Below are 23,173 nucleotides of genomic sequence, written 5' to 3' on the forward strand. Positions count from 1 at the left end.
TCTCCTTTTCATTAAATGATCACCAGTTGGGAGTTACTGCTGTCAGTGTGTTTAGAAGCATAAAGTACGTCCCTATGCTTCTAGTTGAATTCCTGATAGAAACTTGATATATTAATTTATAAATATGGAATCAATGATGTGATCAAGTAAATAGGGATTGTGAATCCAGAGAATATAGCCATGGCTGAAAGCTATATCACCCCTCCTTATTGAAACCTGCCACGGAGATGTTAGCGAAAAACTAACCGGGTCGTTCCGATACAAACTTTAGAGGACATTCATAATGAATGTCGAACTAAGGTGGTACCACGTCTATTAGCATAAAGACGTCCTTATTAAGGACTCTTTATGCTTTTTTATGTTTATATTTGATTTTTCAGGAGGAGAAGAACATGTCACAGCAAACAAATGATTTTACAAAATGGTATATTGATACGATTCAAAAAGCGGAATTATTTGATTACACCCCGGTTCGCGGCTGTATTGCTTTTAAGCCGGATGGTTATGAAATCTGGGAGCACATTCAGGCGGAAATGGACAAGCGGTTCAAGGAAACAGGCCACCGCAATGCTTATTTCCCGATGTTGATTCCGGAAAGCTTCTTCCAAAAGGAAAAGGACCATATTGAAGGCTTCTCGCCAGAACTTCCATGGGTTACGGAAGCTGCAGGAGAGGAATTAGAAGAACGTCTGGCATTGAGGCCAACTTCGGAAACGATGATTGGACATTTGTATTCTAATTGGATTAAAAGTTATCGCGACCTTCCAGTCCTGATTAATCAATGGGCAAATGTATTCCGCTGGGAAAAGAAAACTCTCCCATTCATCCGCACCTCTGAGTTTTTATGGCAGGAAGGTCACACGGCTCATGTCGACGAGGAAGATGCGCGCAAGGAAACGATGCAAATGTTGAATATCTATAAGGAAGTGGTCGAAGGTTTGCTCGCGATTCCAGTTTATGATGGCCAAAAAACACCGTCTGAACGATTTGCCGGTGCTGTTGACACCTATTCGATCGAAGCAATGATGAAGGATGGAAAAGCCGTCCAGGCAGGAACATCCCACTACCTGGGTACGAAGTTTGCGGAAGCATTCGATATTAAATACTTGAATAAAGAAAATAAACACACATTTGTGCATACAACATCCTGGGGTACCTCCACTCGTTTGATTGGTTCCGTCATCATGGTGCATGGGGACGAACAGGGTCTCGTACTGCCGCCAAGAATCGCGCCAACTCAAGTGGTTCTGATCCCAGTTGGCCCATGGAAAAAGAACCCGGCCATCATCGAGAAACTGGATGAAATCTTCGCCGCTTTAAAAGCAGAAGGCATTCGCGTTCGACTTGATGATTCCGATCAATCACCAGGATATAAATTCAATGAGTGGGAGTTAAAAGGTGTTCCTGTCCGTATTGAACTAGGTCCTCGAGATTTAGATCAAAATCAGGGGTTAATGAAGGCTCGGGATCTGGACGAGAAAATTTCTGTTCCATTGGAATCCATGGTCGAAAGAGTTAAAAACGAGCTAGAAACGATGCAATCTCGTTTGTTTGAAAAAGCAAAAGCGTTCCGTGAAGAAAATTCCCATACCCATATTGAGACCTTGGAACAGCTGGAACAACATATTTCAGAGTCCCAGGCAAGTGAAACTATCCCGGGATGGGTATTGGCAGGCTGGTGCGGAGACGATGATTGTGAAGCAAGCGTAAAAGAAAAAACAAAATTCACAACTCGAAACATACCATTCAACCCGCCAGCAGAAAAACAGACATGCATCCACTGTGGCAGCGAATCAAAACACACCGTTTGGTTTGCGCGCGCTTATTAAGGGAGCCGTCATTTTAGGCGGATTGAAGGGGTATGCAGTTAAGGTATCTCGAAATGATCGAAAAGCAGAACGATCTTGAAGGATAAGGTAGACATTTAACGGCAGTTCAAAGACTGCCGTTTTTTCTATACTTGATAGACTGTTTCCATTACTGTACGTACTTTCATTTTTTGAAAAACTCTTTTGGTGAACTTTGATGTTTTCTCAAGGACCATATGATGCCATCCTTATTAAAAAGAGCGACGAAACATTAATAAAGCGAATACAAGGCCATATTCAAAATGCAACAATCACTGCAAAACCGGCTTTGAAAAAGAAAAACCGAACAACTGCTTCAGAAAGTGTTTTGGAAGCATAGGGGCCGCCTCTATGCTTTAAATCGGTTTCGTTTTTGGAAAATTCAGGTATTTTACTTTAGCTATGAATGATCGTTATTTGAGACCGGTATATTTTATATGTCTGAAAAATGGGCATTTGATATGTGCATTTTTTTCTTGGCATGCTTTAACAATCTATCTGTTTGGGCTATAACCTTTTATTATAGTGATTATCTTAATTATTGGCTTGAATCATTCTTTAAAATATACTATTTTAGTACTCTTTTATACATAAACATTAAATACAGCATGATGATCAACATTAGACAATAAGGTGGTAAACAAAGTGGGAAGAATGGAAAGAAGACAGCAACGAGAAGCCTCAAGGAGGGGCTGGAACGATATTAAAACGAAAGGCATCAAGTTTAAAGTTGCAGCTATTGGTATCGCATTATTCCTATTGGGGCTTCTGGTACTGAACATCATGATATGGAGCAGTGATGTCAGTAAGCTAGAGGATCCTGCTCCACAGCCGACGATCATTTTTGATCAGAATGATGCGATCGCAAGCAAGGTGGCAGCGTCGAACATTGAAGGTGTAAGCATTGAGCGAATACCGGAACATTTGATTTATGCTGTCATTGCTACAGAGGACCAGAGGTTTTATAAGCATGACGGAATAAACTATTTTGCAATAGCAAAAGCATTTGTGCAGAACACGTTAAAAGGGGAAATTGTCGCTGGCGGCAGCACTCTTACCCAGCAGCTTGCGAAAAATGCTTTTTTAACACAGGAACGGACTTATACTAGGAAGTTTAAAGAACTGATTATTACGAAAAAGATCGAACGAAAATACACCAAAGATGAGATTATGGAGAGGTATCTGAACCAGATTTATTTTGGCGAAGGTGCCTGGGGAATTCAGCGAGCAGCTCAAACGTATTTTGGTAAGGACGTCAGTGAGCTGACAATAAGTGAATCCGCGATGATTGCAGGATTAATCAAAGCTCCTTCACTATTATCACCTTTTAAAGACATGGATAAGTCGATTGATCGCAGAGATATCGTGTTAACACTGATGAAAAATGAAGGCTATATCAGCCAACAGGATTTGCAAAAGGCACAGGAGCAGCAAATTGTACTGCAAGGCAAGAAGATTGATGAATATAAAGGTAAATACCCTTATTACGTTGACCATATTATTGAAGAAGCAATAAAGGAATATGATTTGACAGAAAACGAGATTCTTTCTGGCGGCCTGCGGATTTACACCGAGATGAATCCGGATATTCAAACAGCAGTTGAAGAAGTTTACAAGAATAAAAGTCTGTTTCCGGATGGTCAACCTGATCAGCTGGTCCAGAGTGGTGCTGTTTTTATCTCGCCAAAAACTGGCGGTATAGCGGCGATTGTAGGCGGCAGAGGTGAACATACCTTTCGCGGGTTCAATCGCGCCACTCAACTGAAGCGACAGCCCGGCTCCACCATGAAGCCATTGGCCGTGTATACTCCGGCATTGGAACAAGGCTACGATATGTTTGACAGGCTGGAGGATTCTCCTATTAATATAGATGGTTATCAGCCAATGAACTATGATAAGCAGTTCCGAGGGGAGGTAACCATGTATGATGCGCTGGTAAACTCCTATAATGTGCCTCCTGTTTGGCTTCTTGACAAAATGGGGATTAAGTATGGAATAAATGCGGTAGAGCGTTTTGGAATAAAACTGGAGGAAAAAGATCATAAACTCGGCCTGGCACTGGGCGGTATGGATGAAGGCGTATCTCCATTATTAATGGCGCAAGCATTTTCAGCATTCCCTAATAAGGGACTGATGGCAGAAGCTCACTCTATTAAAAGGATTGAGGATGCGGAAGGTAATCTGATTGGCAAATGGAATAACAACGCAACCAGAGTAACGGATGAGAAGGTTGCTGATCAAATAACGTATATGCTCCGAGGAGCTGTCCAGGAAGGCACTGGTAAAAATGCCAAGGTCGATGGCTGGGAAATCGCCGGTAAAACGGGAACAACGGAAGCTCCTGGTAACAACGATGGAACCAAGGATCACTGGTTCGTCGGTTACTCACCAGAGATCGTCGGAGCCGTCTGGATGGGCTATGACAAAACGGATGAAAAGCACTATTTAACAGAATCAAGCAGCTCTACTGTTACAGTTGTATTTAAAGAGATCTTCACTAAGTCTATAAAGCAATTCTCGCAAAATGAATTTGATCTGTCATCGATTGCAAAGCAGCTGAAAGAACAGGAGAAAAAAGAAGAACAGGCAGAGAAGAAGCGAAAGGATGATGAGAAGAGGAGAGAGCAGGAGGAGAAGAAGAGAGAGAAAGAACAGGAAAAGAAAGAGAAAGAAGATGAGAAGAAGCGCGAGGAAGAGGAAAAGAAAGAGGAAGAAGAAGAGAAGAAGCGTGAGAAAGAGGAAAAGAAACGAAATAAAAAAGATAAAAAAGATGACGACTAGAAGCGAGGGGAATAATCCCTTTGCTTTTTTTTGAGGAAAGCTGGTAAACAGGTCTACTTCTGGAATAGAGGAGTGTGATCCTTTCGTTAACTGTGTGGAAGAATAAGGTCCGTCCCTATGCTTCTCCCGGGGACATACAGTTTGCAACTTTAATCATTGCCGTAGTCGCGTTAGGTATTTCTGCAAACAAAAAGAAATGACCTACCCTGCACCGCCAAATGTTTGAGTAGATCATTTCTTATTCTATTGGCCGCTGACTTCAAGCAGCTTGCTGTACATTGAGTTTCCGGTTGCACACGGAAGCTCTTTTTTAATATACGGGCTTTACATAAATATTATAAACATTATTAAACTGAAAAGTAAATATTATAACCCGTGAAGCTCGTTCACTTCCTTGCGAATACCTCGTTGTCTATGGTACCCATCTTTGATTATCTTTGTCGGTAAAATGATGGGAGTACAGCTTAATATAAATGCTCATTTTACATTCTGATGAATTTTGTTTATCTAAATTGTTTATCCTCAATATTAAATTCCTTTTTATCCTTTGTCCTTACGACGATTCTATATGGATCTTGTTTTACATTCGGCCAAATTTCGTCTGATTTGATGAATTCCTCGCCCATTGTGTACAGGTCGGTGGCATGATCGGCTGCTTCTTTGTCGGTGCTTTTCATTTTCATGGTGATGAAAATGGTCATTAAGCCGTCTTCACTTTTATGGCCGACACCGGATACTTTATATTTTTTGTAAGTCATAAATTCATGCGCAATTCCTGAGACCGCGTCTCCCCAGCGAGCGTATTGCTCCCGTTTAGCCAAATTGTATTTCCTGATCTTGACCTCGAAATTTTTGCCATTTGCTGAAAGGGCATCCTCAACAGCTGTTTTGATTTCATCAACTTTTTCCTGCTTCTCATTGCTTGGGATTTCAAGTTCAACCGTATCAGTACTGAACATAATACTGTTTTTAAAATCAAAAGGCTTTAGCGCAGCCTGGACGATTTCAAACACTTCTTCGCTTTCCTTTTCGATTTTGGCTTGATCCTGCTTCCATTTTTCAGATGGTTCGCGATATTGTTTTACTTTAATAAAATAATCCTCTATTCTAGTCCCTTTGAATTCCTCGCTCTGGACAATCGAAAGCCCGATTTTTTTCACACCTTGTTCCATCTCTTTGACCTGCTTTTCAGATGCTTCCAAAGAAACGGTGATTCCTTCGTTTTTCCCTCCAACATACTGGTTCACTTGCTTCACAGGATATCCTTCATCTTTTAAAGTTTGAGTCAGTCGCTCTGTCAGGTCTTGCTCGGGATCATTAAAGATCGAGCTAAGCGGGGGAATCTTCGCTACCATCTTAGCCATCGTAGGGGAAACGAACCCTGAACCAACAAATAACATGAAGCTGGCTGCGATCGCTGCAGTCGTTACACCTGCTTTTTTCCAAAATGTCCACTGCTTTTTTAATGCTTTGTTGAAACCTTCAAGCTCACGATTAACTCGATCACTCCGCTCATCATCAAATTCACCTGCTGCGAATCGGCCAGGCAACTCCTTTGTAAACTTTTGCAGCGAATCAGGGATCTGCATCTTATCCTTATCATATCCCATAAGTATTCCCCTCCATTTGAAAGTGGCTATGCTTTTTCATCAGTTCTCCGAGCTTTTTCCTGCCCCGTGACAACCTTGTTTTTACCGTATTAGTGTTTTCATCGAGGATGAGGCTGATTTCCTTTACGGACAAGTCTTCATAATAAAACAGCAGTAAAGGAACTCGCTGGTCATCCTTTAAATAGGTAATCAGCTGAAGCAGTTCCTGTTTTGTTTCCATTTCTACAGCTTTATCCTGAGCTGACTCTGATTTCATCTTGTAGATTGCTTCTGGATTTTCCTCAATATCAGAAAACTGATTTCGCTTTTGCTTTCGGTAAACATCGATCGAACGGGTATAGACGAGCCGGTAAAACCATGCTCTAAAATGGCGGATTTCCACATCTCGCATAATGCTGAGATAGCAGTCCTCCAGGGCAATCTGGACAGCATCCTCAGCCAGCTCCCGTGAACCAAGTATGAGGTAAGCCGTCCGATATGCAGAAGAAAGCAGACTTTCAACCAGCTGTCTGAACGCTTCTCCATTACCCGCCCGGATTTGATTGATTAGTTTCTGTTCCTCATTCACTGGGCAACCTCCATATGTTATTTTCACTAGTATGTCGTTCAGAATGGGTATGTTGGTTTCATTTTTCGCAAAAAAAATAATTGAATCAATTTAACCTTTAGGCCGACCAACAGACATACGCTGTGCTAGAGCCAGATATTGAAGGGATGTGGTAGGTGTTGTCTGTCCTTTACCATTATATAATGAAACAACTCATTAACTTGGATAATTATGCTAAAATCAATCTTGGATATCTTCGTTATCTTCTGTCTTTCAAGACAATTGAATGAGGGGAATGAGTTACATGTTAGATAAAATATTAGAGTTAGAGTTTGCTTACCTTGCTACCTTTACTACACGTCACGACAGGGAGTGGGGTTATCTATTTTTAAATGAAAGTCAGCCTGCCTATTATGATGCGAATCATGCCCATGTTCGCAAACCAGTTGACCATCCAGAAAATGTTGTGGAAGAAGTCATTTCCTTTTATCAGGAAAAAAACATTATTTCGAGATTTTACATATACACTCCAGATGAACAACCTGCTCTGATACGGGAATTAAAATCAAAAGGATTTGGATATGAGGAATTGCCAAGTCCTGTACAATTATGGGATCAAAAAGTGATGAACCTGAAAAGAAATGATGCTATTTCGATTGAAGAAGTTACCGAAGCAAACTATCAAGAAGCATTAGAAATCGAATGCAGCATCAAAGAGATTGGCGGCCGTGAAGTTCGAGAAAAAACTTTGAAGGAAGATTTCGATCATCCCGCATATCAACACTTTTTGTTAAGGTACAATGGTGTCGCCTGTTCCACTGCCTGTATTTTTGCTCACGGCAGACAAGCGCGAATGGAGAGTGTAGCGACATTAGAGGAATACCGAGGAAAAGGATTAATTGGCTACATCATTCAACATATTCAACAAGTAGTTGAAAAACAGGGCTTTGAAAACCTATGGGTGTTTCCTATTAATGAAAGGGTTGAAAAGGTATATAGTCGCTATGGCTTTGATACAGTCATGACACTGACGACAGGACATGCCTTTTTAGGCGGAAAAAGTATTATCGAGCTTCAAAATCGTTAAACCTAATCATTACCTCAGTTCCGTTATGATTTTTTGATAAAAAAATGACCTATTCACAAGCTCGCATTGGTTAAATCATTTCTTAATTATTCTAATGGCAACTACACTTGAAGCAACTTGCTGCAAGCTTAAGAGGGAAATGGTGTTTTAAAAAAGGATTGGGGCTATGAGGATTTAGCCAGGAGTGATGATACCATTAAAAGAAATAAGAGAGGAATAGGGAAATGCCAGATATTCAAGAAGTATACAATAGCGGGTTTGAAATGGAAGTAACTGCACCTTATTCGTTAAATTATTTAATGACTATTCAAAACCTATACTTAAACAGCAAAAATAAAGATTGTGAAACACCTTTGTTCCCCTATGTTGATCGTTCAAATTGGGGGATTCTCGAGGAAGAATTTGAAGAGACCTTTGCTGAAGTTTGGAAGGGGGCTGTCGATAAGAACTCTCAGAATCATATGTATGACCACAATGGAGTTCTTGACTTTGATAAAGCGTTATATCAAAAGTTGTTTGAGAACAATGAATCGGGTTTTATAGGCTACTCAGAAAGTGTGAAGTTCTTTTTATCCTGGTGGAATGGGCTATATGGAAAGATGGCCATTGAGGCCGTGTTTGATCATGACAGAATGGAGAAGGTCTACAAAGAGTTAGCTGCATCGATAAAAATCGATAAACGATTAAGAATCCATTTGGTCTATGACAAACCCGTATTAACTGGCAAAAATGAACGGCTCTGGTATGCTGTGGTGCCAATTGAAGATGTATTTATCCCTGATAAACGACCAGAGTTACTAGCGAATCTATTAAAGTGTTGTAAGGTATAGTTTAGATTTGAAATTTTAGAATGGAGGTAAGCTTTTGTTTTTATATCATATGATTATTGAAAATATAGATGACCCAGGTATTCCACCGCAAAGAGTTTTAAAAGAAGGATTAAATCGTACAACAGCAAAAAGATGGTATTCAAGAGGTGCTAATTTCTTTCCGGAACTGACAGAACGTTTCAGGCCTGAAAGTGCACCAAAATGGATTGATTTTAAAGTTGCTTTCGGTGCAGATTTAGAACCACATGAAAAACCTTACTATCGCTTTCCAGTGTTCAGTGACAAGATTTTAGTTTTTAATTTCGATCTATCAAGTGATTTATTTGCCTATATAGAAGATGAATATGATGGAAGCAGAGGGCACATTGTTGCAGGGCTACCTTCAAAAGAGGAATTAATGAAAGAATACTGGAAAAGTATGATTCCTCTTTCCGAGTACTTGAAGCACAAACCTTTTAATAACCCTGAAGTTTACATTTTTGAACAAGTTCCAGCAGAGCTAATTGACTATATCGAGTAAAACTTGAGAATGAAATGGAATTTGTATAGGTGGGTGTTTATATGCGAAATAACCGGAAGAAATATTACGTTGGAACGTTTGCTGCAATTGTAATTACAGCCCTGATTTTATTGTGGTATTATAGGATTCCTTTGGCTGCTGAAGAAGTATTAAAAGGAATGGGCAGTGTAGATAAAATTAATTTTGGTGATTATAGAGATGAAAGATGGGATCATATCTATAATATTGATATTGAGGATGAACAAGAAATAAACAAAATAATAGGTGAGCTCTCCAAAAGTCAATATACAAGGGTGCCATATAAAAATATAATAAATGACGGCCGATATTTATCAATGGTTATCATTCATAATGGAACGTCGTCAATCTATAGAGTGGGAATTAATGACCAGGGTTATTTAAATCTTGAAGATGACGCAACCTATAAATTCACTAAAAATAATTCGACTATTTTTAATGAACTAAAAAAACTTTTGGTCGTTGGGAACGAACCATTTTATGAAAACGATAAAACACATTAGTTTAAAAAGCGTGCTGAATCCCCAGGACGCTTTTAACTTAACCATTACAAAAAAACACCAACCTTTATATTAACGGGTTTACTTCAGAGGTGCAAACAAGTAAATAACAAGGCAAATCGCACGGGAATTCACATTAAAATTCACCGTGCGTTTTTCTTATTAAATCAATGGTTTTTAATATTTTTATTTAAAATCGCCCATCAATTCTCAGGTCATTTCTCATTGTGGAAATAATTATTGGAGGATATGTGATTTTGTTGTGATTTGGTAAGTAGAATGTATGGTAATTATGAAGATATTTGGATATTTATGTTAAAAATTAAAAAAGACTAACGAAGACTTTGTGAAATAATGTACTTAAAGTAAAGATGCAGTTTAGTTGAATAAGAAGTTAAAAAATAAGACTCATTAAATTAATAAGAGCATCGACTATTTGGTTGTCGATGCTCTTTCAATTTGCTTTTGTAGTTTATGCCTTTGATGATTTAAACCCCATTCATGCATATTCACTAAAATGGGTTCTAAACTTCTTCCGTAATCGGTTATAGAATATTCAACTTTAGGTGGAACCTGTGGGTATACGACTCGCTTAATAATATCCTCATCTTCTAACTCTCTCAAATGTTTAGTTAACATTTTCTGTGTAATTTCTGGGATACTACGTTTCAAGTCACTGAATCTCAGTGTACCGTTTTTCAATAAATATAATAAAATAATAGGCTTCCATTTCCCAACGATAATATCTAAAGCGTCATCGACTTTACATAATTCAGGTTCAATGTTCATGCTTATTCACCTTCCAATAGTATCTTTTAGTATACTATACCACTTTAAAGTGCGTACTTCTTAAAAAGATATTTCTAAGTCATAATAACATTGTTAGATGGAAACTTACAAGTTCAAATAAAGGTAGGTTTTATATATGGAAAAATATCGAATTGACAAAAGTAAAGGTCTAGAATTTGGTCTATATACTTTAGGGGATCACATACCAAATCCTAAAACTGGAGATCGTATTTCAGCTAAACAACGGATTCATGAAATTATTGAATTGGCTAAGTTAGCTGAACAAGCAGGTATTGACTTTTTTGGTGTGGGAGAAAGTCATCAAGAGTATTTTGCTACTCAGGCACATACTGTTGTTTTATCGGCTATTGCACAGACAACAGAAAAAATAAAAATCGGTAGTTCTTCTACAATTATCAGTACCTCAGACCCCGTTCGTGTGTTTGAAGATTTTGCGACAATTGATTTAATTTCGGATGGACGTACTGAAATCATTGCAGGACGGGCTTCGCGTATCGGTCTTTTTGAATTACTAGGTTACAATATACGTGATTATGAAGCATTATTTGAGGAAAAATTTGAATTACTTCTAAGTTTAAACGAAAAGGAAGTTGTTAATTGGAGTGGTCAGTTCAGAGAACCGTTGAAAAACGCGAAAATTTTGCCTAGACCTAAAAATGGTTCGCTTCCTATTTGGCGTGCAGTAGGAGGTACACCAGCGAGTGCGGTAAAGGCTGGTTCTGCTGGAGTTCCAATGACCTTAGCAATGCTTGGAGGAGCTTCTAGTTATTTTAAAAGTACAATTGATGCTTATAGACAAGTAGCAAAAAGTAGTGGTTTTGACCCTAATACCTTGCCCATTGCAACAACTGGTTTCTTTTATGCGGCGAAAACTACCCAGGATGCCTTAAAGGAATATTACCCTCATATTAATCAAGGAGCAATTTTGGCAAATGGGCAGGGTTTTCCGAAACAACTTATGGCACAAGGTACTGATGTTCGTAGCGTGTTAAATGTTGGAAGCCCGCAACAAATTATCGAAAAAATCCTATATCAGCATGAACTTTTCGGTCATCAACGTTATCTTGCTCAAATTGATTTGGGTGGAGTTTCATTTAATAATTTAGCCAAAAACATTGAACTAATAGGTACAGAAATTTTACCTGCTATTAAAAAATATACTACAACAGATTAGGAGAGGACACATTATGAAAATTGTTGAGATTTCTGGTTCAATTGTAGGTTCTAAAACAAGAACAGCAATGAATTATCTTTCTAAGGAAATATCAGAGAAATATCCAGAAGCAGAATATACAATTATTGATTTAGCGGAATATAATGTTTGGTTTAGTGATGGACGAAATTACTTGGATTATGAAGGAGATACTGCATTTGTAACAAAACAGATAATGGAAGCAGATGCCATTGTGATCGGTACACCCATTTTCCAAGCATCTATTCCAGCTACTTTGAAAAATATATTTGATTTGCTCCCAGTTAATGCGTTTCGTGATAAAGTGGTAAGTATCCTTGTAACAGCAGGTTCATCAAAGCATTATTTGGTGGCAGAACAACAGTTGAAACCGATTTTGGCGTATATGAAGGCACAAATTGTTCAGTCATATGTATTTATCGAGGAAAAAGATTTCCAACGAAAAGAAATTATCAATGATGATGTGATATTCCGCATCAATCGTTTGGTGGAAGACACAGTAATATTGACCGAAACATATATGAGCATTCGTAAATCTAAAGAAGCGGAATACGATTTTTAATTGAAAAGAGGATGACAAATAGGTAAGTTTTAATAGGAGAAAAAGGTTGCTTATAGCAACCTTTTTCTATTGAGTCATTGCAGAGTGTAACTAAGCTGAAATAATGAATGTGAAGATTTTCACTTAAACTAACGGGTGCTTTAGCACAATAAGGTAATATGAAAAAAGGCTTAGAGATTGAAATTTCTCTAAGCCTTTTTGTATTGTGAATAGTGTGGTGAAATTGGTGCGAATTAATATGTGATTTTGTCTGTGATTTGCCGTTTTGCACCTCACAAGTAAACCCGTTACCTTTATATAAGGTCAGTATTAATTATTTCCGCAAAATCTTCTCCATCTTTTTTCCTTTTGCCAACTCATCGATCAGCTTGTCTAGGTAGCGGATTTCTCTCATCGTTGGTTCTTCGATGTCTTCTACTCGGACACCACATACTACACCTTTGATCAATTCTCTCGAAGAATTCATTCGAGGAGCTTCTGCAAAGAAGGTCTCAAAGTCTGTCTGTTTTTCCAGTATTGCTTCCAATTCTTCCTGGTTATACCCTGTCAACCAGGTGATGATTTCATCAACTTCTGCTTTCGTCCGTCCTTTTCTTTCCGCCTTATTCACATAATGAGGATAGACACTTGCGAAACTCATTGTGTAGATTTTATGTTTGCTCAAGATATAAACTCCCTTAGATTCGTTTTCTTCATTATAGTATGAAAAATAGGCCGGTACAAACATAGTAACGGTCAAATTAATTCGTTAAATAGGGTGATTCCTTAATTCATAGGTAGGAACTGTTTCTTTTTAAAAAGGAAATAGCCCAATAGAGAAGAATATTAAAGTATATGAATCTGAATCGCGCGTAATGGGGTGTGGTGGATGGCTAAAACAATACTTTCTAACAAAGAAAGTAAAAATCCTAGAACTTTTTTCGAAGGAAGCTCTTTCTTTCGTATGCTCCGCTTTGTCTTCTTACTATTTCTTTCCTTCTTATTGGTGTATGTCTACTATCTGTATCTGACTGGCAACCTTAAAAAAACCATTCTTACGATCTGGTCCAATCATCAGCAAATCATCATTTCATTCTCTATTTTCATTACTTATACGGGGATAATTTTTCAGTTGGGTGTATGGAAAGGGAGAAGGAGGTAGCATGATTCTTATATTGATCAATGTATGGAAGCAGGGTGGGTCCTTGGCTTCTTTTTTGTCGGCGAGATCTGTTTCTGTATCCAAGGGTTCTGAAATGCTATTGGTTAATTCTTTGTGAATCCATTCAACATTATATAAATTCCCCATATACCATCATCCTTTTGTACTATCCATTACCGTGCCTAATTTACCCCTTCCGCCAAAACAACTAGTATTATAGTTTTAAAATTGGGAAAATTCGGTTAAATATTTGCTATTACTCTTCTATATCCCCTACCATAATATTGAAATCAAATTAAACAGGAGGGATTCATTTGAAAAACTTCTTACGTACCGGGCTGTTTGCTTTACTCAGTGTTCTGTTACTGGCCGGCACAATGCCTGCAGCAGGACTGGCTAAAAAACCGCAATTCAGCTACGACCAGTACAGCCAGGTGGATGTGGGCAAGGATGGAATGGTTGCGACAGCACACCCACTTGCATCAGAGATTGGTGCTGAGGTTCTTCGCAAGGGCGGGAACGCGATTGATGCTTCCGTTGCCATCCAGTTTGCGCTGAACGTAGTAGAGCCGATGATGTCCGGGATCGGCGGCGGTGGTTTCATGATGGTTTATGACGGAGAAACAAAGGAAACAACAATCGTGAACAGCCGTGAGCGTGCTCCTGAGGGCGCGACGCCAGACATGTTCCTGGATGAAAACGGGAAGCCGATTCCTTTTTCAGAACGTTCAACCGGAGGTAAGGCAGTAGGAGTGCCGGGAACGCTAAAGGGGCTTGAGACAGCGCTAGAAATGTGGGGAACACGTCCGCTGCAACAGCTGATCGGACCATCTATTAAGCTAGCAGACAAAGGATTCCCAATTGATTCAGTTCTGGCAGACGCGATTGCCGATAATCAGGACAAGTTATCAAAATCAGCAGCTGGTGAGGTGTTCTTGCCAGACGGGAAGCCGCTTCAAGAGGGCGATGTCCTTGTTCAGGACGACCTGGCTAAAACGTTCAAGCTGATCCGTGCAAACGGGGCTGATGCACTGTATAAAGGAGAAATTGCAGATGCTGTTGCAGATGTGGTCCAGGATTTCGAAGGTTCGATGACTTCCGAGGACTTAGCAAAGTATGATGTAACTGTTGATGAGCCGGTTTGGGGAGACTATCAGGGATACGAAATTGCCAGTATGCCTCCGCCAAGCTCAGGCGGTGTCTTCCTGCTCCAAATGCTGAAAATACTCGACGATTTCAATCTGTCCCAATATGATGTCAACTCTGCAGAAAAGTATCATCTTCTGGCTGAAGCTATGCATCTTGCCTATGCTGACCGAGCGGCATACGCTGGAGATCCTGAATTCGTCAATGTTCCTGTGAATGGATTGCTTCACCCTGATTACATCAAGGAGCGCCAGGAGCTGATCAGCATGGATTCTGTTAATCAGTCTCCAACAGCAGGTGACCCTTGGAAGTATGAAAATTCCGAGGCGAACTTTACACCAACCAGCCAGCCAAATGACAGAAAGTATGGAGAAACAACTCACTTTACTGTTGCTGACAAATGGGGAAATGTTGTTTCCTACACAACAACAATTGAACAGGTTTTTGGAACAGGCATCATGGTGCCTGGGTATGGTTTCATGCTGAACAATGAACTGACTGACTTTGATGCAGTCCCTGGCGGCGCGAATGAAGTTCAGCCGAACAAACGCCCGTTGAGCAGCATGACGCCGACTATCGTGTTTGAAGACGGCGAACCAATCCTAACGGTTGGCTCACCAGGAGGCCCGACCATCATTACCTCCGTGCTGCAAACCATTCTCCATGCCATCGAATACGATATGGAGCTCAAGGAAGCAGTCGAGCAGCCAAGAATATACACAAACAATCTTAATTCCTATCGCTATGAAGATGGCGTCAGCGCGGATACACTAAGCAAACTGAATGCCATGGGCCATAAATTTGGACCTAGCCCAACGACCATCGGCAATGTCCAAAGCATCCTGATTGACCGTGAAAACGGTACTTTTAAGGGAGTCGCCGACTCAAGCAGAAATGGCGCAGCTATTGGAGTAGATCTTAAGGGCAACCGAAAATAAACATAAGGAAGGAGCGGGATATTTCCGCTCCTTTTTCATTTCAGTTATTAAAGTCATAAGTGTTATACTAATGTTCTACTATAATAGAAGAAACGGATCAGACCGACCGTTTGTTATATAGAGCAAAGGAGTCAACAGTATGGCCAATGTACATGTATTTACAAAGAGAGAGGAAATCGCAAACGCAATCATCCATGGCATCGGGGGATTATTAAGCATTGCAGCCCTCGTCATCCTGATCGTTTTCGCTTCCCTATACGGAACAGCCTGGCATGTCGTGAGCTTCACCTTATTCGGTGTTACCATGGTACTGCTATACACATCATCAACCCTCGTCCACAGCTTCCCACCCGGCAAAGCAAAGGACTTTTTTGAAATCATAGACCACTCATCCATCTATTTCTTCATTGCCGGCACCTACACACCATTTCTTTTTATCGCTGTAAAGGGAGCATTAGGATGGACACTGTTCGGAATCGTCTGGGGACTATCCATCGCCGGAACTGTTTTTAAATCATTGTTCGTCAAACGCTTCCTGAATACATCCACTGTGCTATATGTCGTCATGGGCTGGCTGATCGTCTTTGCGTGGGGACCACTGACACAGAATGTTTCCTCACAAGGACTGCTATTCCTAGTGATTGGAGGAGTCCTGTATACAGTAGGAGCCATCTTTTACGTCTGGCGCGGATTCCATTACCACCATGCAATATGGCATTTGTTTGTATTAGCCGGATCGATCATGCACTTTTTTGCGGTTTTGGGTTTGTTGCCGTGATTGCATTTTTTATAGCTTGTTAGAACGGAAAGAGGTAGAAACTAACGGGCTCAGTTTTGAAGTTTAAAACTCGGGGTAATAGGCTGATTGCACAGTAATTCGCATTTGATTTAGCAGGTAATTAAGCAGTTAATAAGCAAACAAAGAAGCTCAGAGTTATCAAAAAGCTCTGAGCTTCCTTTTGTGTATTGTAGTATATATGCACCAATAGCTGAATATGGAGATTATTATCAGGTTTATTTTTATATGTAATGAAAATAACAATTGATCTCCGTAGGGTGAATAATAGGATTCAATTTTTAACTCAATATTTTCCGCTAGAAACATTATTCTTAATTTGAGTTAAGTTCACGCTCAAATTCCTGTATCCATTTATAATCCAAAGGAGCATTCACTACTTCGTAAATTCGTGTTGAGACAAAGACTCCTCGCTCGAAGGTAAAAATCTGAGTATCTCCATTTTTGTATACTACGCGAAAGGTAAACTGTTGGCTTGGATAATCAGAAGTCCATCCTTCTTTCATCGTTAGTCTTACTTGGTATTGATTTAAAAAATCAGCGAGTTTTTTCCTTTGTTCCTGGCTTACCTTGGGAATTTCAACCGCAATCCCCTCAATTTCTCTTTCACTTTCAACTGTTGTCACAAAAATGCGATCAACTTGATCAATATTAACTACATCACCTAAGTCTTGTGCACGGTATATATAGAAGATAAAAGAGATAGTAATGAGCAGAATCAGTGCAGTAACTAGTACATATTTCTTCAATATGACACCCCCTAGCTTACTATTTAAGGTCTGAAAAAATTGATTTTTATTTCGTTAATTACAATATCCATTTCTCCACCCAATCCAAAAATCCTGCTTTCACTATATCGCTTTCAATGCAAATCATCCTGTCAGTAAAGCCTGTTTGTATAACCTTCTTTCAATTCCATTGCTACTTGTTCAGCAGAAACATTCGGAATCTTTGAGTGAGCGACTAACATGCTGGGAACAGAGGGAAGAGTCTCTTTCTCTAGCCATGTATCAGGCTTCCATAATTCAGATCTGATAAATGCTTTTGCACAGTGTGCATAACATTCTTCAACTTCTACTAAAATACCAAACAAAGGAACTTTTCCATTCACTGCACTATTCTCAAGCAGTTCAGGATCACGACTAATATAAGCTTTACCATTTATTCTTAAGGTTTCGCCTAATCCAGGGATTAGAAAGAGCAGGCCAATATTTGGGTTAGTAATGATATTGTGTACAGAATCCATTCTTCGGTTTCCGGGCCGTTCAGGAATAAACAAATGCTTCTCATCAAGGACCGCTACAAATCCGGGAGAATCCCCTCGTGGTGACACATCACATTGACCGTTTATATGCGAAGTGGCCAAAGTTAAAAATGGGGATTTTGAAATGAAGTTCCTGCAATGTTCGTCAACAAAAGAAATGACTTTATTGGCTGCCCGAGCGCTAGGATTTCCGATAGAGGAACGGAACTCTTCAAATTCTTCTTTTGTAGAAATAATGTGCTGATATTTTATAGTCATGAAATCACCTTTCAAAATGGAATATATACCAATAATACCATTTTATTGATGTATAAGTAGCAGTGAGTTAAGTGAGCAAGTCGATGCTTGGCTTCTCACCAGTAAAATTGAGGGCATGGCTTTTGTCATTTCCGTCAACGATGAGCATGCGCAGCCAGTAGCCTTGAGCTTCAGGCGTCCCATAAACCCACATTCCGATTCCTTTAGGATTATCACTGATCGTTGTAATCGCACCAGGACCAGCACATACTCCAAGTGTCGTCCCAACCGTTGAACTTGAAAATCATAATCCAGCTTCAAGACGGAGAAGTCATGGATGAGTCCACGATAGTAAAATGAAGATTATTTTTTAGAAAAATAAATGCCATGGACAAGGCCAGCCCGTTAAGCAGCATGGGTCTGGCCTTTCTTTATGATTCAATATTTTATCTTGTTATATTGATAAAATGTGGATAATTAACGCTATTCTAGCATATAAATGGGTGCAGCCATTTTCCGAATTGCAGGTGATTGAAGTGGAAGTACAAAAAGGTTTTCAGAATTTGTCAAAGCGGAACATGAATTTTGAAGAAGTATTCCAGCATATCCTGACATTCATCAAAGTGCAGCCAAGTGGCAGCCACCGATTGATCATAGGCACGGACTCCCAAGTTCATAGTACGTACACGCGTTTCATAACAGGTGTTGTCATACAGCGGGAAGGCAAAGGTGTGTGGGCATGTTACCGATCCGTTAATATAGGAAGGCGAATTGAATCCATACAGGAAAAAATTTCGATGGAAACAACCTATACACAGGAAGTTGCCTATCTGTTCACTCCGGAGAAGCAAAAACAAATAATCAATCTATTGCTGCCTTACGTCAATGAAGGAGCCAGCTTCAAGATGGTGGGCCATTTAGACCTTGACCGAAGCACGAAAAACAAAACAAGAGTGTATGTGAATGAGATGATTCAGCGAATTGAGTCAATCGGGCTGGAAGCAGAAATCAAACCTGATTCATTTGTGGCGTCGAGCTATGCGAACAAGTATACTAAGTAGATTCTGATCTTGAACATCCCGTTCAGGACTATTTTTTTGTCGTGTAAAAGAGGACGTTTTTCTAAAAAAAGGATAGTGTACGGGGGATTATATTACTTTTCTTAAGTTTGCCGGTCAGATAGAAAAGCGGTTTTTTCGGCATTAAAATAAGACCTTAAATAAGGTCTTGAAAAATCTGCTGCTCAATTTTATGATTCACTTCTGTTTCGCCTTTAATCGTTTTATTTTTCTCTTATGTGTTCTTATCGCTGTTTGCTTATCCTTTAAACTGGTAGTAATCACTCCATAACTTTCGACAACCACCAAATTATTGTTCCCACCTTGGTAATTCCTATAGGAAATTAACAGAAATATCATCCTTCCCCTATGAATAATATTTGTTTTTCCTTTTTATTGTTCTATCACAATCATTCTAGCTTTTGTTTTTTAAGTTAAGATTAAGAGTTAGTTAAGGTTTCTTTAAATAATTTTTTTGGTTCACAAGACCACTTTCTAGACGTATTTAACAGCCCGATAATAAGACTTCAATTGCAACCTTCCCAAGTTGAAACTGCAGTCTCTCCAAATTTAATATAATTATTTTCATGTTAATGTAGTTTCTTCAATATCATTTGAGATGAGTCATTGAAGGAATACAAATCTTTTTATGGAATTTAAATAGGGACCTTGGAAAATAAGTTGATTCCAAATGGAGTCGCGCGAAATAATGATATCAAACTAATCACAACTGCCATTCAATGGAGGCTTGTCATGAATAATGAGAGTATAGTAGATGTAAAAGGATTGAAAAAACGATACGGCAGCTTTACTGCTGTTAATGGAGTTTCTTTTCAAGTTAAAAAAGGAGAAATTTTCGGTCTGCTTGGTCCGAATGGTGCTGGCAAGACGACCACGATTGAAATGTTAGTCGGTCTGAGAAAGCCAGATGAAGGCACCGCAACATTATCGGGCTTCGATGTAATCAAGGAAGTGAACAAAGTCAAAGAGGTAATCGGGGTACAGCTTCAGTCCACCTCTTTGTTCGAATTGTTAAAAGTAGAAGAAATCCTGCATTTGTATGGAAGCTTTTATCCGACTCACGTGGATATCAATGGACTAATCGAAGATATGCTGCTGACGGAGAAGCGGAATGACAGGATTAAAGGACTATCAGGCGGGCAAAAGCAGCGTCTTGCCATTGCACTTGCACTGATCCATGATCCTGACATTGTGTTCCTCGATGAGCCAACGACCGGGCTGGATCCACAGGCAAGAAGGACTCTTTGGGACATCGTCCTCCGATTAAAAGAGCGGGGAAAAACGATCATTCTCTCAACACATTATATGGACGAAGCCCATGTGCTCTGTGACCGCATCGGAATCATGGATCAGGGCAAATTGATCGCACTCGACACACCAATGAATCTCGTAAAAAAACTGCAGTCAACAAGTTCTGTAGAATTCCATTTGAGCAATCCACCAGAGCAAGACTGGTTTTTGAAAATGGATGCTGTCGATGAAGTCTCGATCAAAGATAACTTTGTACAGCTATATACGGATGATGTTCAAGTAACCTTGACCTCCTTGATCCATGCATCTGCAGAATATCAGTTCAAAATTGAGGATTTACAGACTCGATCAGCGACTTTAGAGGATGTATTCATCCATATGACTGGAAGGAGCATCAGGGAATCATGAGAGCTTATTGGCAACTAACACTGGCACAATTACGGATTTTTGCACGAAACAAGCAGGTCTTGTTCTTCACCTTACTTTTTCCGATCATTCTAATGCTGGCCCTTGGAACTTTTGCCGGAAACGATAGCAGTCTTTCACTAACAGTAGGGCTGATCGACTCAGATCAAAGTGATTCTTCAAAGGTTTTAACAGAAAGATTTAACAAGAATGAAGGTCTTGAGACGATAACGTTCAAAAATGTCTCAAGCGGAAAAGAAGCCCTGAAAAATGGAGACATCCAGTTGTTCATGGAGATCCCGAAAGGATACGAGAACAACCTGGAGGAGCAGAATGAACCCTCAACTCTGCCTGTCTATTATAATGAAAAAAATCTCACAACCTCAGAGCTCGGCCTGACAGTTGTGAACGGAATCATTGATCAATACAGCAAGGATCTTGCAGACTACGAGCCGGTCGTATCGATTGAAAAAGTGGGAATAAAAGCACTGACCATCCGTTATGTGGACTTCCTCGTTCCAGGAATCGTCGCCATGATGATCATGAGCAACAACATGAACGGAGTCGCAGGCCAAATCTCCGCCTGGCGTGAAAGAGGAATTTTGCGGAGAATGCAAGGAACGAGACTAAAAGCCTCAACCTTCATTGCCGCACAAATCACCGCCCGCCTCCTGCTCAATGGAACCCAGGCACTGCTCGTCGTCCTCATCGCTCATTTCGTCTTCAGCATTAATGTCACTGGTTCTTGGCTAGCCTTGATCTTCTTTATCATCCTTGGCACACTAGCTTTCATGGCACTCGGTTTCATTATCGCCGGAATCGCGAAAAACCCAGAAAGTGCAGGCCCGATTGCCGGATTCATCACCTTCCCGATGCTTTTCCTTGGAGGAGTGTTCTTCCCGATTAACAATATGCCAGACATTATCCAGCCAATCGTGAAAATCCTGCCAATCGCCCATTTGAGCTCCGCATTGAGAGAGACGATGAACCTCGGTACACCATTCCTCCAATTGGGGACAGAAACACTGATCCTCGGTTGTTGGTTAATTGGCGGATTCATCGTGGCAAGTTATGTGTTTAAGTGGGAGTAGGAAAGTGAGTTGTTGAATAGGTTCTCTAGCAAAATACAACCAGACACCTGCTTATCTCAATTGATTTGGAATTTAATTAGGAGGTTCTTCATTTGCTTCCTTCTAAAAATATGAAATAGAAATTTGCGGCAGTTATCTTGACTGCCGCTTTTCTATGAGAATAGAAAAAATGTTGCGCTAAGGAAACAAACGCCTAGTTATCTACGTGTATCTATTTGTAAAATAGGTTTGTAATGGTCTTAAAAAGGAGTCATTCCCTTGAAAAAAGAAGAGACCATTATTGTTGGAAAAATACTTAAAGCACTGCGAAAACAACAACTTCTTAGCCAGGAGGATTTAGCCGACTTCAGCCAAAAAGATCGAAACACAATAAGCGACCTAGAGAGAGACCAATATCATCCTACACTTCCAACCATCTATAAGTTGGCTGCTGCACTTGACATGAAGCCAGGAGAATTAGTAACGGAAATAGATAAAGTAGCAGAAAACGCGGAGTACTATAATGAACTGCTAAGCGTAATAAAAGAAAAAAAGATCATCAATAAAAAGAACAATAGGCCCGAATAGAACGGAGACTCCCTATATGAATACATTGAAGTATATTGACCGCAGCGTCTCCCGGCTCATCAATGAGTACAATGATGAGATTGAGATGGAAATCATTAAATATCAGGATCAGTATAAAGTAGTCGTTACCATATGCCAGGAAGAACCGCCTTATAAGGATGGTATTGGGATTGGTACTGATAAAAGGAGTGCGAGGAGAGCGGCTTGGAAGGCGTTGAAAGGTTTGTATTTGGAAGCATATGGTGATGAAAAGAATTAGTAACCTATTTAGTTTAATGCAAACAAAATTATTATTTATTGGGTACACTCTACACACTGTGAAGCCTTTGCGTAGATTATATTTTCATAAAGCTTTATCCCTTGGTGGATAAGGCCTTTTTAGATTTCATAATAAAATATTTTGATTCCCGAATGATACACAAGAACCGTCCCTGTGTCTCGAACACCAAGCCCAAACAAGACATTAAACCTAGTCCCAGTGGAACTGGAAGAGATGGAATCATTGATCAAGCAGTCAAACGACTGGGAAACCTCGTTTGTATTAAAAAATATTCTTATTTTTACTTATGTAAACGATGTGCCAACTTCTATCAATAACTTCGTTTTAAAACAATACTTTCCTAATGAAAAGAGGGAAACAACACTAACGGAAGAAGAGATGGAGTCCTTTAGAACGACGGGATTAGGGATTAGTCCTTTATTATACAAGGAAGCGCTGAAAATCTATAGTGAGATTGTATTGGAATGGGGACTCGATTTCTTTAATTTGTAAAAAAAATAGTTCGGTAGCGGCAGTTCATAGACTGTCGCTTTTCTGTGTAAATCTGCAACTCTGTTATTTTTTTGGAATTGCATAAGAAAAAGTGAAGATCATTAGAATAGATAAAATGTTTTAAATTTAATAGAATATTCAAAAAACGATAAAATGGGTAATTTTTGAATCGGAAGACCAGA

Annotated in this window: 24 protein-coding genes and 1 other annotated feature; of the genes, 17 read left to right on the forward strand and 7 right to left on the reverse strand. The window is 39.7% G+C overall.

Annotated features, from left to right (window positions below):
* The first annotated feature begins 124 nt into the window (after positions 1-124).
* Positions 125-337, forward strand: a binding site (T-box leader).
* Between the two features lie 55 nt (positions 338-392).
* The 3 genes from proS to AC0VX7_RS10990 all read left to right on the forward strand — a co-directional run bounded on the left by proS (position 393) and on the right by AC0VX7_RS10990 (position 4,628).
* On the forward strand, positions 393-1,829 hold the full coding sequence (gene proS / locus AC0VX7_RS10980; RefSeq protein ID WP_475427850.1) for a proline--tRNA ligase: 1,437 nt from the start codon (positions 393-395) through the stop codon (positions 1,827-1,829).
* Between the two features lie 196 nt (positions 1,830-2,025).
* Positions 2,026-2,187 (forward strand): hypothetical protein, encoded by a 162-nt coding sequence (locus AC0VX7_RS10985; protein WP_475427851.1) that lies wholly within the window; start codon positions 2,026-2,028, stop codon positions 2,185-2,187.
* Between the two features lie 314 nt (positions 2,188-2,501).
* Entirely contained in the window at positions 2,502-4,628 is a 2,127-nt protein-coding gene (locus AC0VX7_RS10990) for a transglycosylase domain-containing protein (protein WP_475428138.1), read from the forward strand.
* 503 nt (positions 4,629-5,131) lie between these two features.
* On the opposite strand, the gene AC0VX7_RS10995 is transcribed toward AC0VX7_RS10990, so the two are convergent.
* Entirely contained in the window at positions 5,132-6,238 is a 1,107-nt protein-coding gene (locus AC0VX7_RS10995) for a DUF4179 domain-containing protein (RefSeq protein WP_475427852.1), read from the reverse strand.
* On the reverse strand, positions 6,228-6,806 hold the full coding sequence (locus AC0VX7_RS11000) for an RNA polymerase sigma factor (protein ID WP_475427853.1): 579 nt from the start codon (positions 6,804-6,806) through the stop codon (positions 6,228-6,230). The genes AC0VX7_RS10995 and AC0VX7_RS11000 overlap by 11 nt, the downstream gene beginning before the upstream one ends.
* A 283-nt stretch (positions 6,807-7,089) precedes the next feature.
* On the opposite strand from AC0VX7_RS11000, the gene AC0VX7_RS11005 reads away from it, so the two are divergent.
* The 4 genes from AC0VX7_RS11005 to AC0VX7_RS11020 all read left to right on the forward strand — a co-directional run bounded on the left by AC0VX7_RS11005 (position 7,090) and on the right by AC0VX7_RS11020 (position 9,743).
* The gene (locus AC0VX7_RS11005) at positions 7,090-7,872 is read left to right on the forward strand and encodes a GNAT family N-acetyltransferase (protein ID WP_475427854.1); all 783 of its coding nucleotides are present in this window, start codon (positions 7,090-7,092) and stop codon (positions 7,870-7,872) included.
* 224 nt (positions 7,873-8,096) lie between these two features.
* Complete coding sequence (locus tag AC0VX7_RS11010; RefSeq protein ID WP_475427855.1) at positions 8,097-8,702, forward strand: group-specific protein; 606 nt, start codon at positions 8,097-8,099, stop codon at positions 8,700-8,702.
* Positions 8,703-8,736: 34 nt separating this feature from the next.
* Positions 8,737-9,222 (forward strand): hypothetical protein, encoded by a 486-nt coding sequence (locus AC0VX7_RS11015; protein ID WP_475427856.1) that lies wholly within the window; start codon positions 8,737-8,739, stop codon positions 9,220-9,222.
* A gap of 41 nt (positions 9,223-9,263) precedes the next feature.
* Positions 9,264-9,743 carry a hypothetical protein gene (locus AC0VX7_RS11020; protein ID WP_475427857.1) on the forward strand — a complete coding sequence of 160 codons (480 nt, stop codon included), beginning with the start codon at positions 9,264-9,266 and terminating at the stop codon, positions 9,741-9,743.
* 429 nt (positions 9,744-10,172) lie between these two features.
* Here the strand turns inward: AC0VX7_RS11020 and AC0VX7_RS11025 are convergent, their stop codons facing one another.
* On the reverse strand, positions 10,173-10,529 hold the full coding sequence (locus AC0VX7_RS11025; RefSeq protein WP_475427858.1) for a winged helix-turn-helix transcriptional regulator: 357 nt from the start codon (positions 10,527-10,529) through the stop codon (positions 10,173-10,175).
* Between the two features lie 136 nt (positions 10,530-10,665).
* On the opposite strand from AC0VX7_RS11025, the gene AC0VX7_RS11030 reads away from it, so the two are divergent.
* Together AC0VX7_RS11030 and AC0VX7_RS11035 are read left to right on the forward strand one after the other, a co-directional pair.
* Complete coding sequence (locus AC0VX7_RS11030) at positions 10,666-11,724, forward strand: LLM class flavin-dependent oxidoreductase (RefSeq protein WP_475427859.1); 1,059 nt, start codon at positions 10,666-10,668, stop codon at positions 11,722-11,724.
* A gap of 13 nt (positions 11,725-11,737) precedes the next feature.
* A complete protein-coding gene (locus AC0VX7_RS11035; protein ID WP_475427860.1) occupies positions 11,738-12,304 on the forward strand; it encodes an NADPH-dependent FMN reductase in 567 nt (188 codons plus the stop codon).
* Positions 12,305-12,617: 313 nt separating this feature from the next.
* On the opposite strand, the gene AC0VX7_RS11040 is transcribed toward AC0VX7_RS11035, so the two are convergent.
* Positions 12,618-12,968: a DUF2200 domain-containing protein gene (locus tag AC0VX7_RS11040; RefSeq protein ID WP_475427861.1), complete on the reverse strand. Its 351-nt coding sequence runs from the start codon at positions 12,966-12,968 to the stop codon at positions 12,618-12,620.
* An 854-nt stretch (positions 12,969-13,822) separates the two neighbouring features.
* Between AC0VX7_RS11040 and ggt the strand changes: the two genes are divergently transcribed.
* Complete coding sequence (gene ggt / locus AC0VX7_RS11045; RefSeq protein WP_475428139.1) at positions 13,823-15,529, forward strand: gamma-glutamyltransferase; 1,707 nt, start codon at positions 13,823-13,825, stop codon at positions 15,527-15,529.
* A 139-nt stretch (positions 15,530-15,668) separates the two neighbouring features.
* Positions 15,669-16,307, forward strand: coding sequence for a PAQR family membrane homeostasis protein TrhA (gene trhA, locus AC0VX7_RS11050; RefSeq protein WP_475427862.1), 639 nt, complete (start codon positions 15,669-15,671; stop codon positions 16,305-16,307).
* A gap of 332 nt (positions 16,308-16,639) precedes the next feature.
* Here the strand turns inward: trhA and AC0VX7_RS11055 are convergent, their stop codons facing one another.
* The 3 genes from AC0VX7_RS11055 to AC0VX7_RS11065 all read right to left on the reverse strand — a co-directional run bounded on the left by AC0VX7_RS11055 (position 16,640) and on the right by AC0VX7_RS11065 (position 18,040).
* Positions 16,640-17,074 (reverse strand): hypothetical protein, encoded by a 435-nt coding sequence (locus AC0VX7_RS11055; protein WP_475427863.1) that lies wholly within the window; start codon positions 17,072-17,074, stop codon positions 16,640-16,642.
* 131 nt (positions 17,075-17,205) lie between these two features.
* Entirely contained in the window at positions 17,206-17,847 is a 642-nt protein-coding gene (locus tag AC0VX7_RS11060) for a pyridoxamine 5'-phosphate oxidase family protein (RefSeq protein WP_475427864.1), read from the reverse strand.
* A gap of 67 nt (positions 17,848-17,914) precedes the next feature.
* Positions 17,915-18,040, reverse strand: coding sequence for a hypothetical protein (locus AC0VX7_RS11065; protein WP_475427865.1), 126 nt, complete (start codon positions 18,038-18,040; stop codon positions 17,915-17,917).
* 322 nt (positions 18,041-18,362) lie between these two features.
* On the opposite strand from AC0VX7_RS11065, the gene AC0VX7_RS11070 reads away from it, so the two are divergent.
* The 6 genes from AC0VX7_RS11070 (at position 18,363) to AC0VX7_RS11095 (ending at position 22,991) form a co-directional block, all read left to right on the forward strand.
* A complete protein-coding gene (locus AC0VX7_RS11070; protein ID WP_475427866.1) occupies positions 18,363-18,887 on the forward strand; it encodes a ribonuclease H-like YkuK family protein in 525 nt (174 codons plus the stop codon).
* 750 nt (positions 18,888-19,637) lie between these two features.
* Positions 19,638-20,564, forward strand: coding sequence for an ABC transporter ATP-binding protein (locus AC0VX7_RS11075; protein ID WP_475427867.1), 927 nt, complete (start codon positions 19,638-19,640; stop codon positions 20,562-20,564).
* Complete coding sequence (locus AC0VX7_RS11080; RefSeq protein WP_475427868.1) at positions 20,561-21,652, forward strand: ABC transporter permease; 1,092 nt, start codon at positions 20,561-20,563, stop codon at positions 21,650-21,652. The genes AC0VX7_RS11075 and AC0VX7_RS11080 overlap by 4 nt, the downstream gene beginning before the upstream one ends.
* 258 nt (positions 21,653-21,910) lie before the next feature.
* A complete protein-coding gene (locus tag AC0VX7_RS11085; protein ID WP_475427869.1) occupies positions 21,911-22,219 on the forward strand; it encodes a helix-turn-helix domain-containing protein in 309 nt (102 codons plus the stop codon).
* 16 nt (positions 22,220-22,235) lie between these two features.
* On the forward strand, positions 22,236-22,478 hold the full coding sequence (locus AC0VX7_RS11090) for a hypothetical protein (protein WP_475427870.1): 243 nt from the start codon (positions 22,236-22,238) through the stop codon (positions 22,476-22,478).
* A gap of 243 nt (positions 22,479-22,721) precedes the next feature.
* Positions 22,722-22,991, forward strand: coding sequence for a hypothetical protein (locus AC0VX7_RS11095; RefSeq protein ID WP_475427871.1), 270 nt, complete (start codon positions 22,722-22,724; stop codon positions 22,989-22,991).
* The last annotated feature ends 182 nt before the right edge of the window (positions 22,992-23,173 follow it).

It is taken from the genome of Mesobacillus sp. QJM3NY_10 (assembly GCF_056173465.1).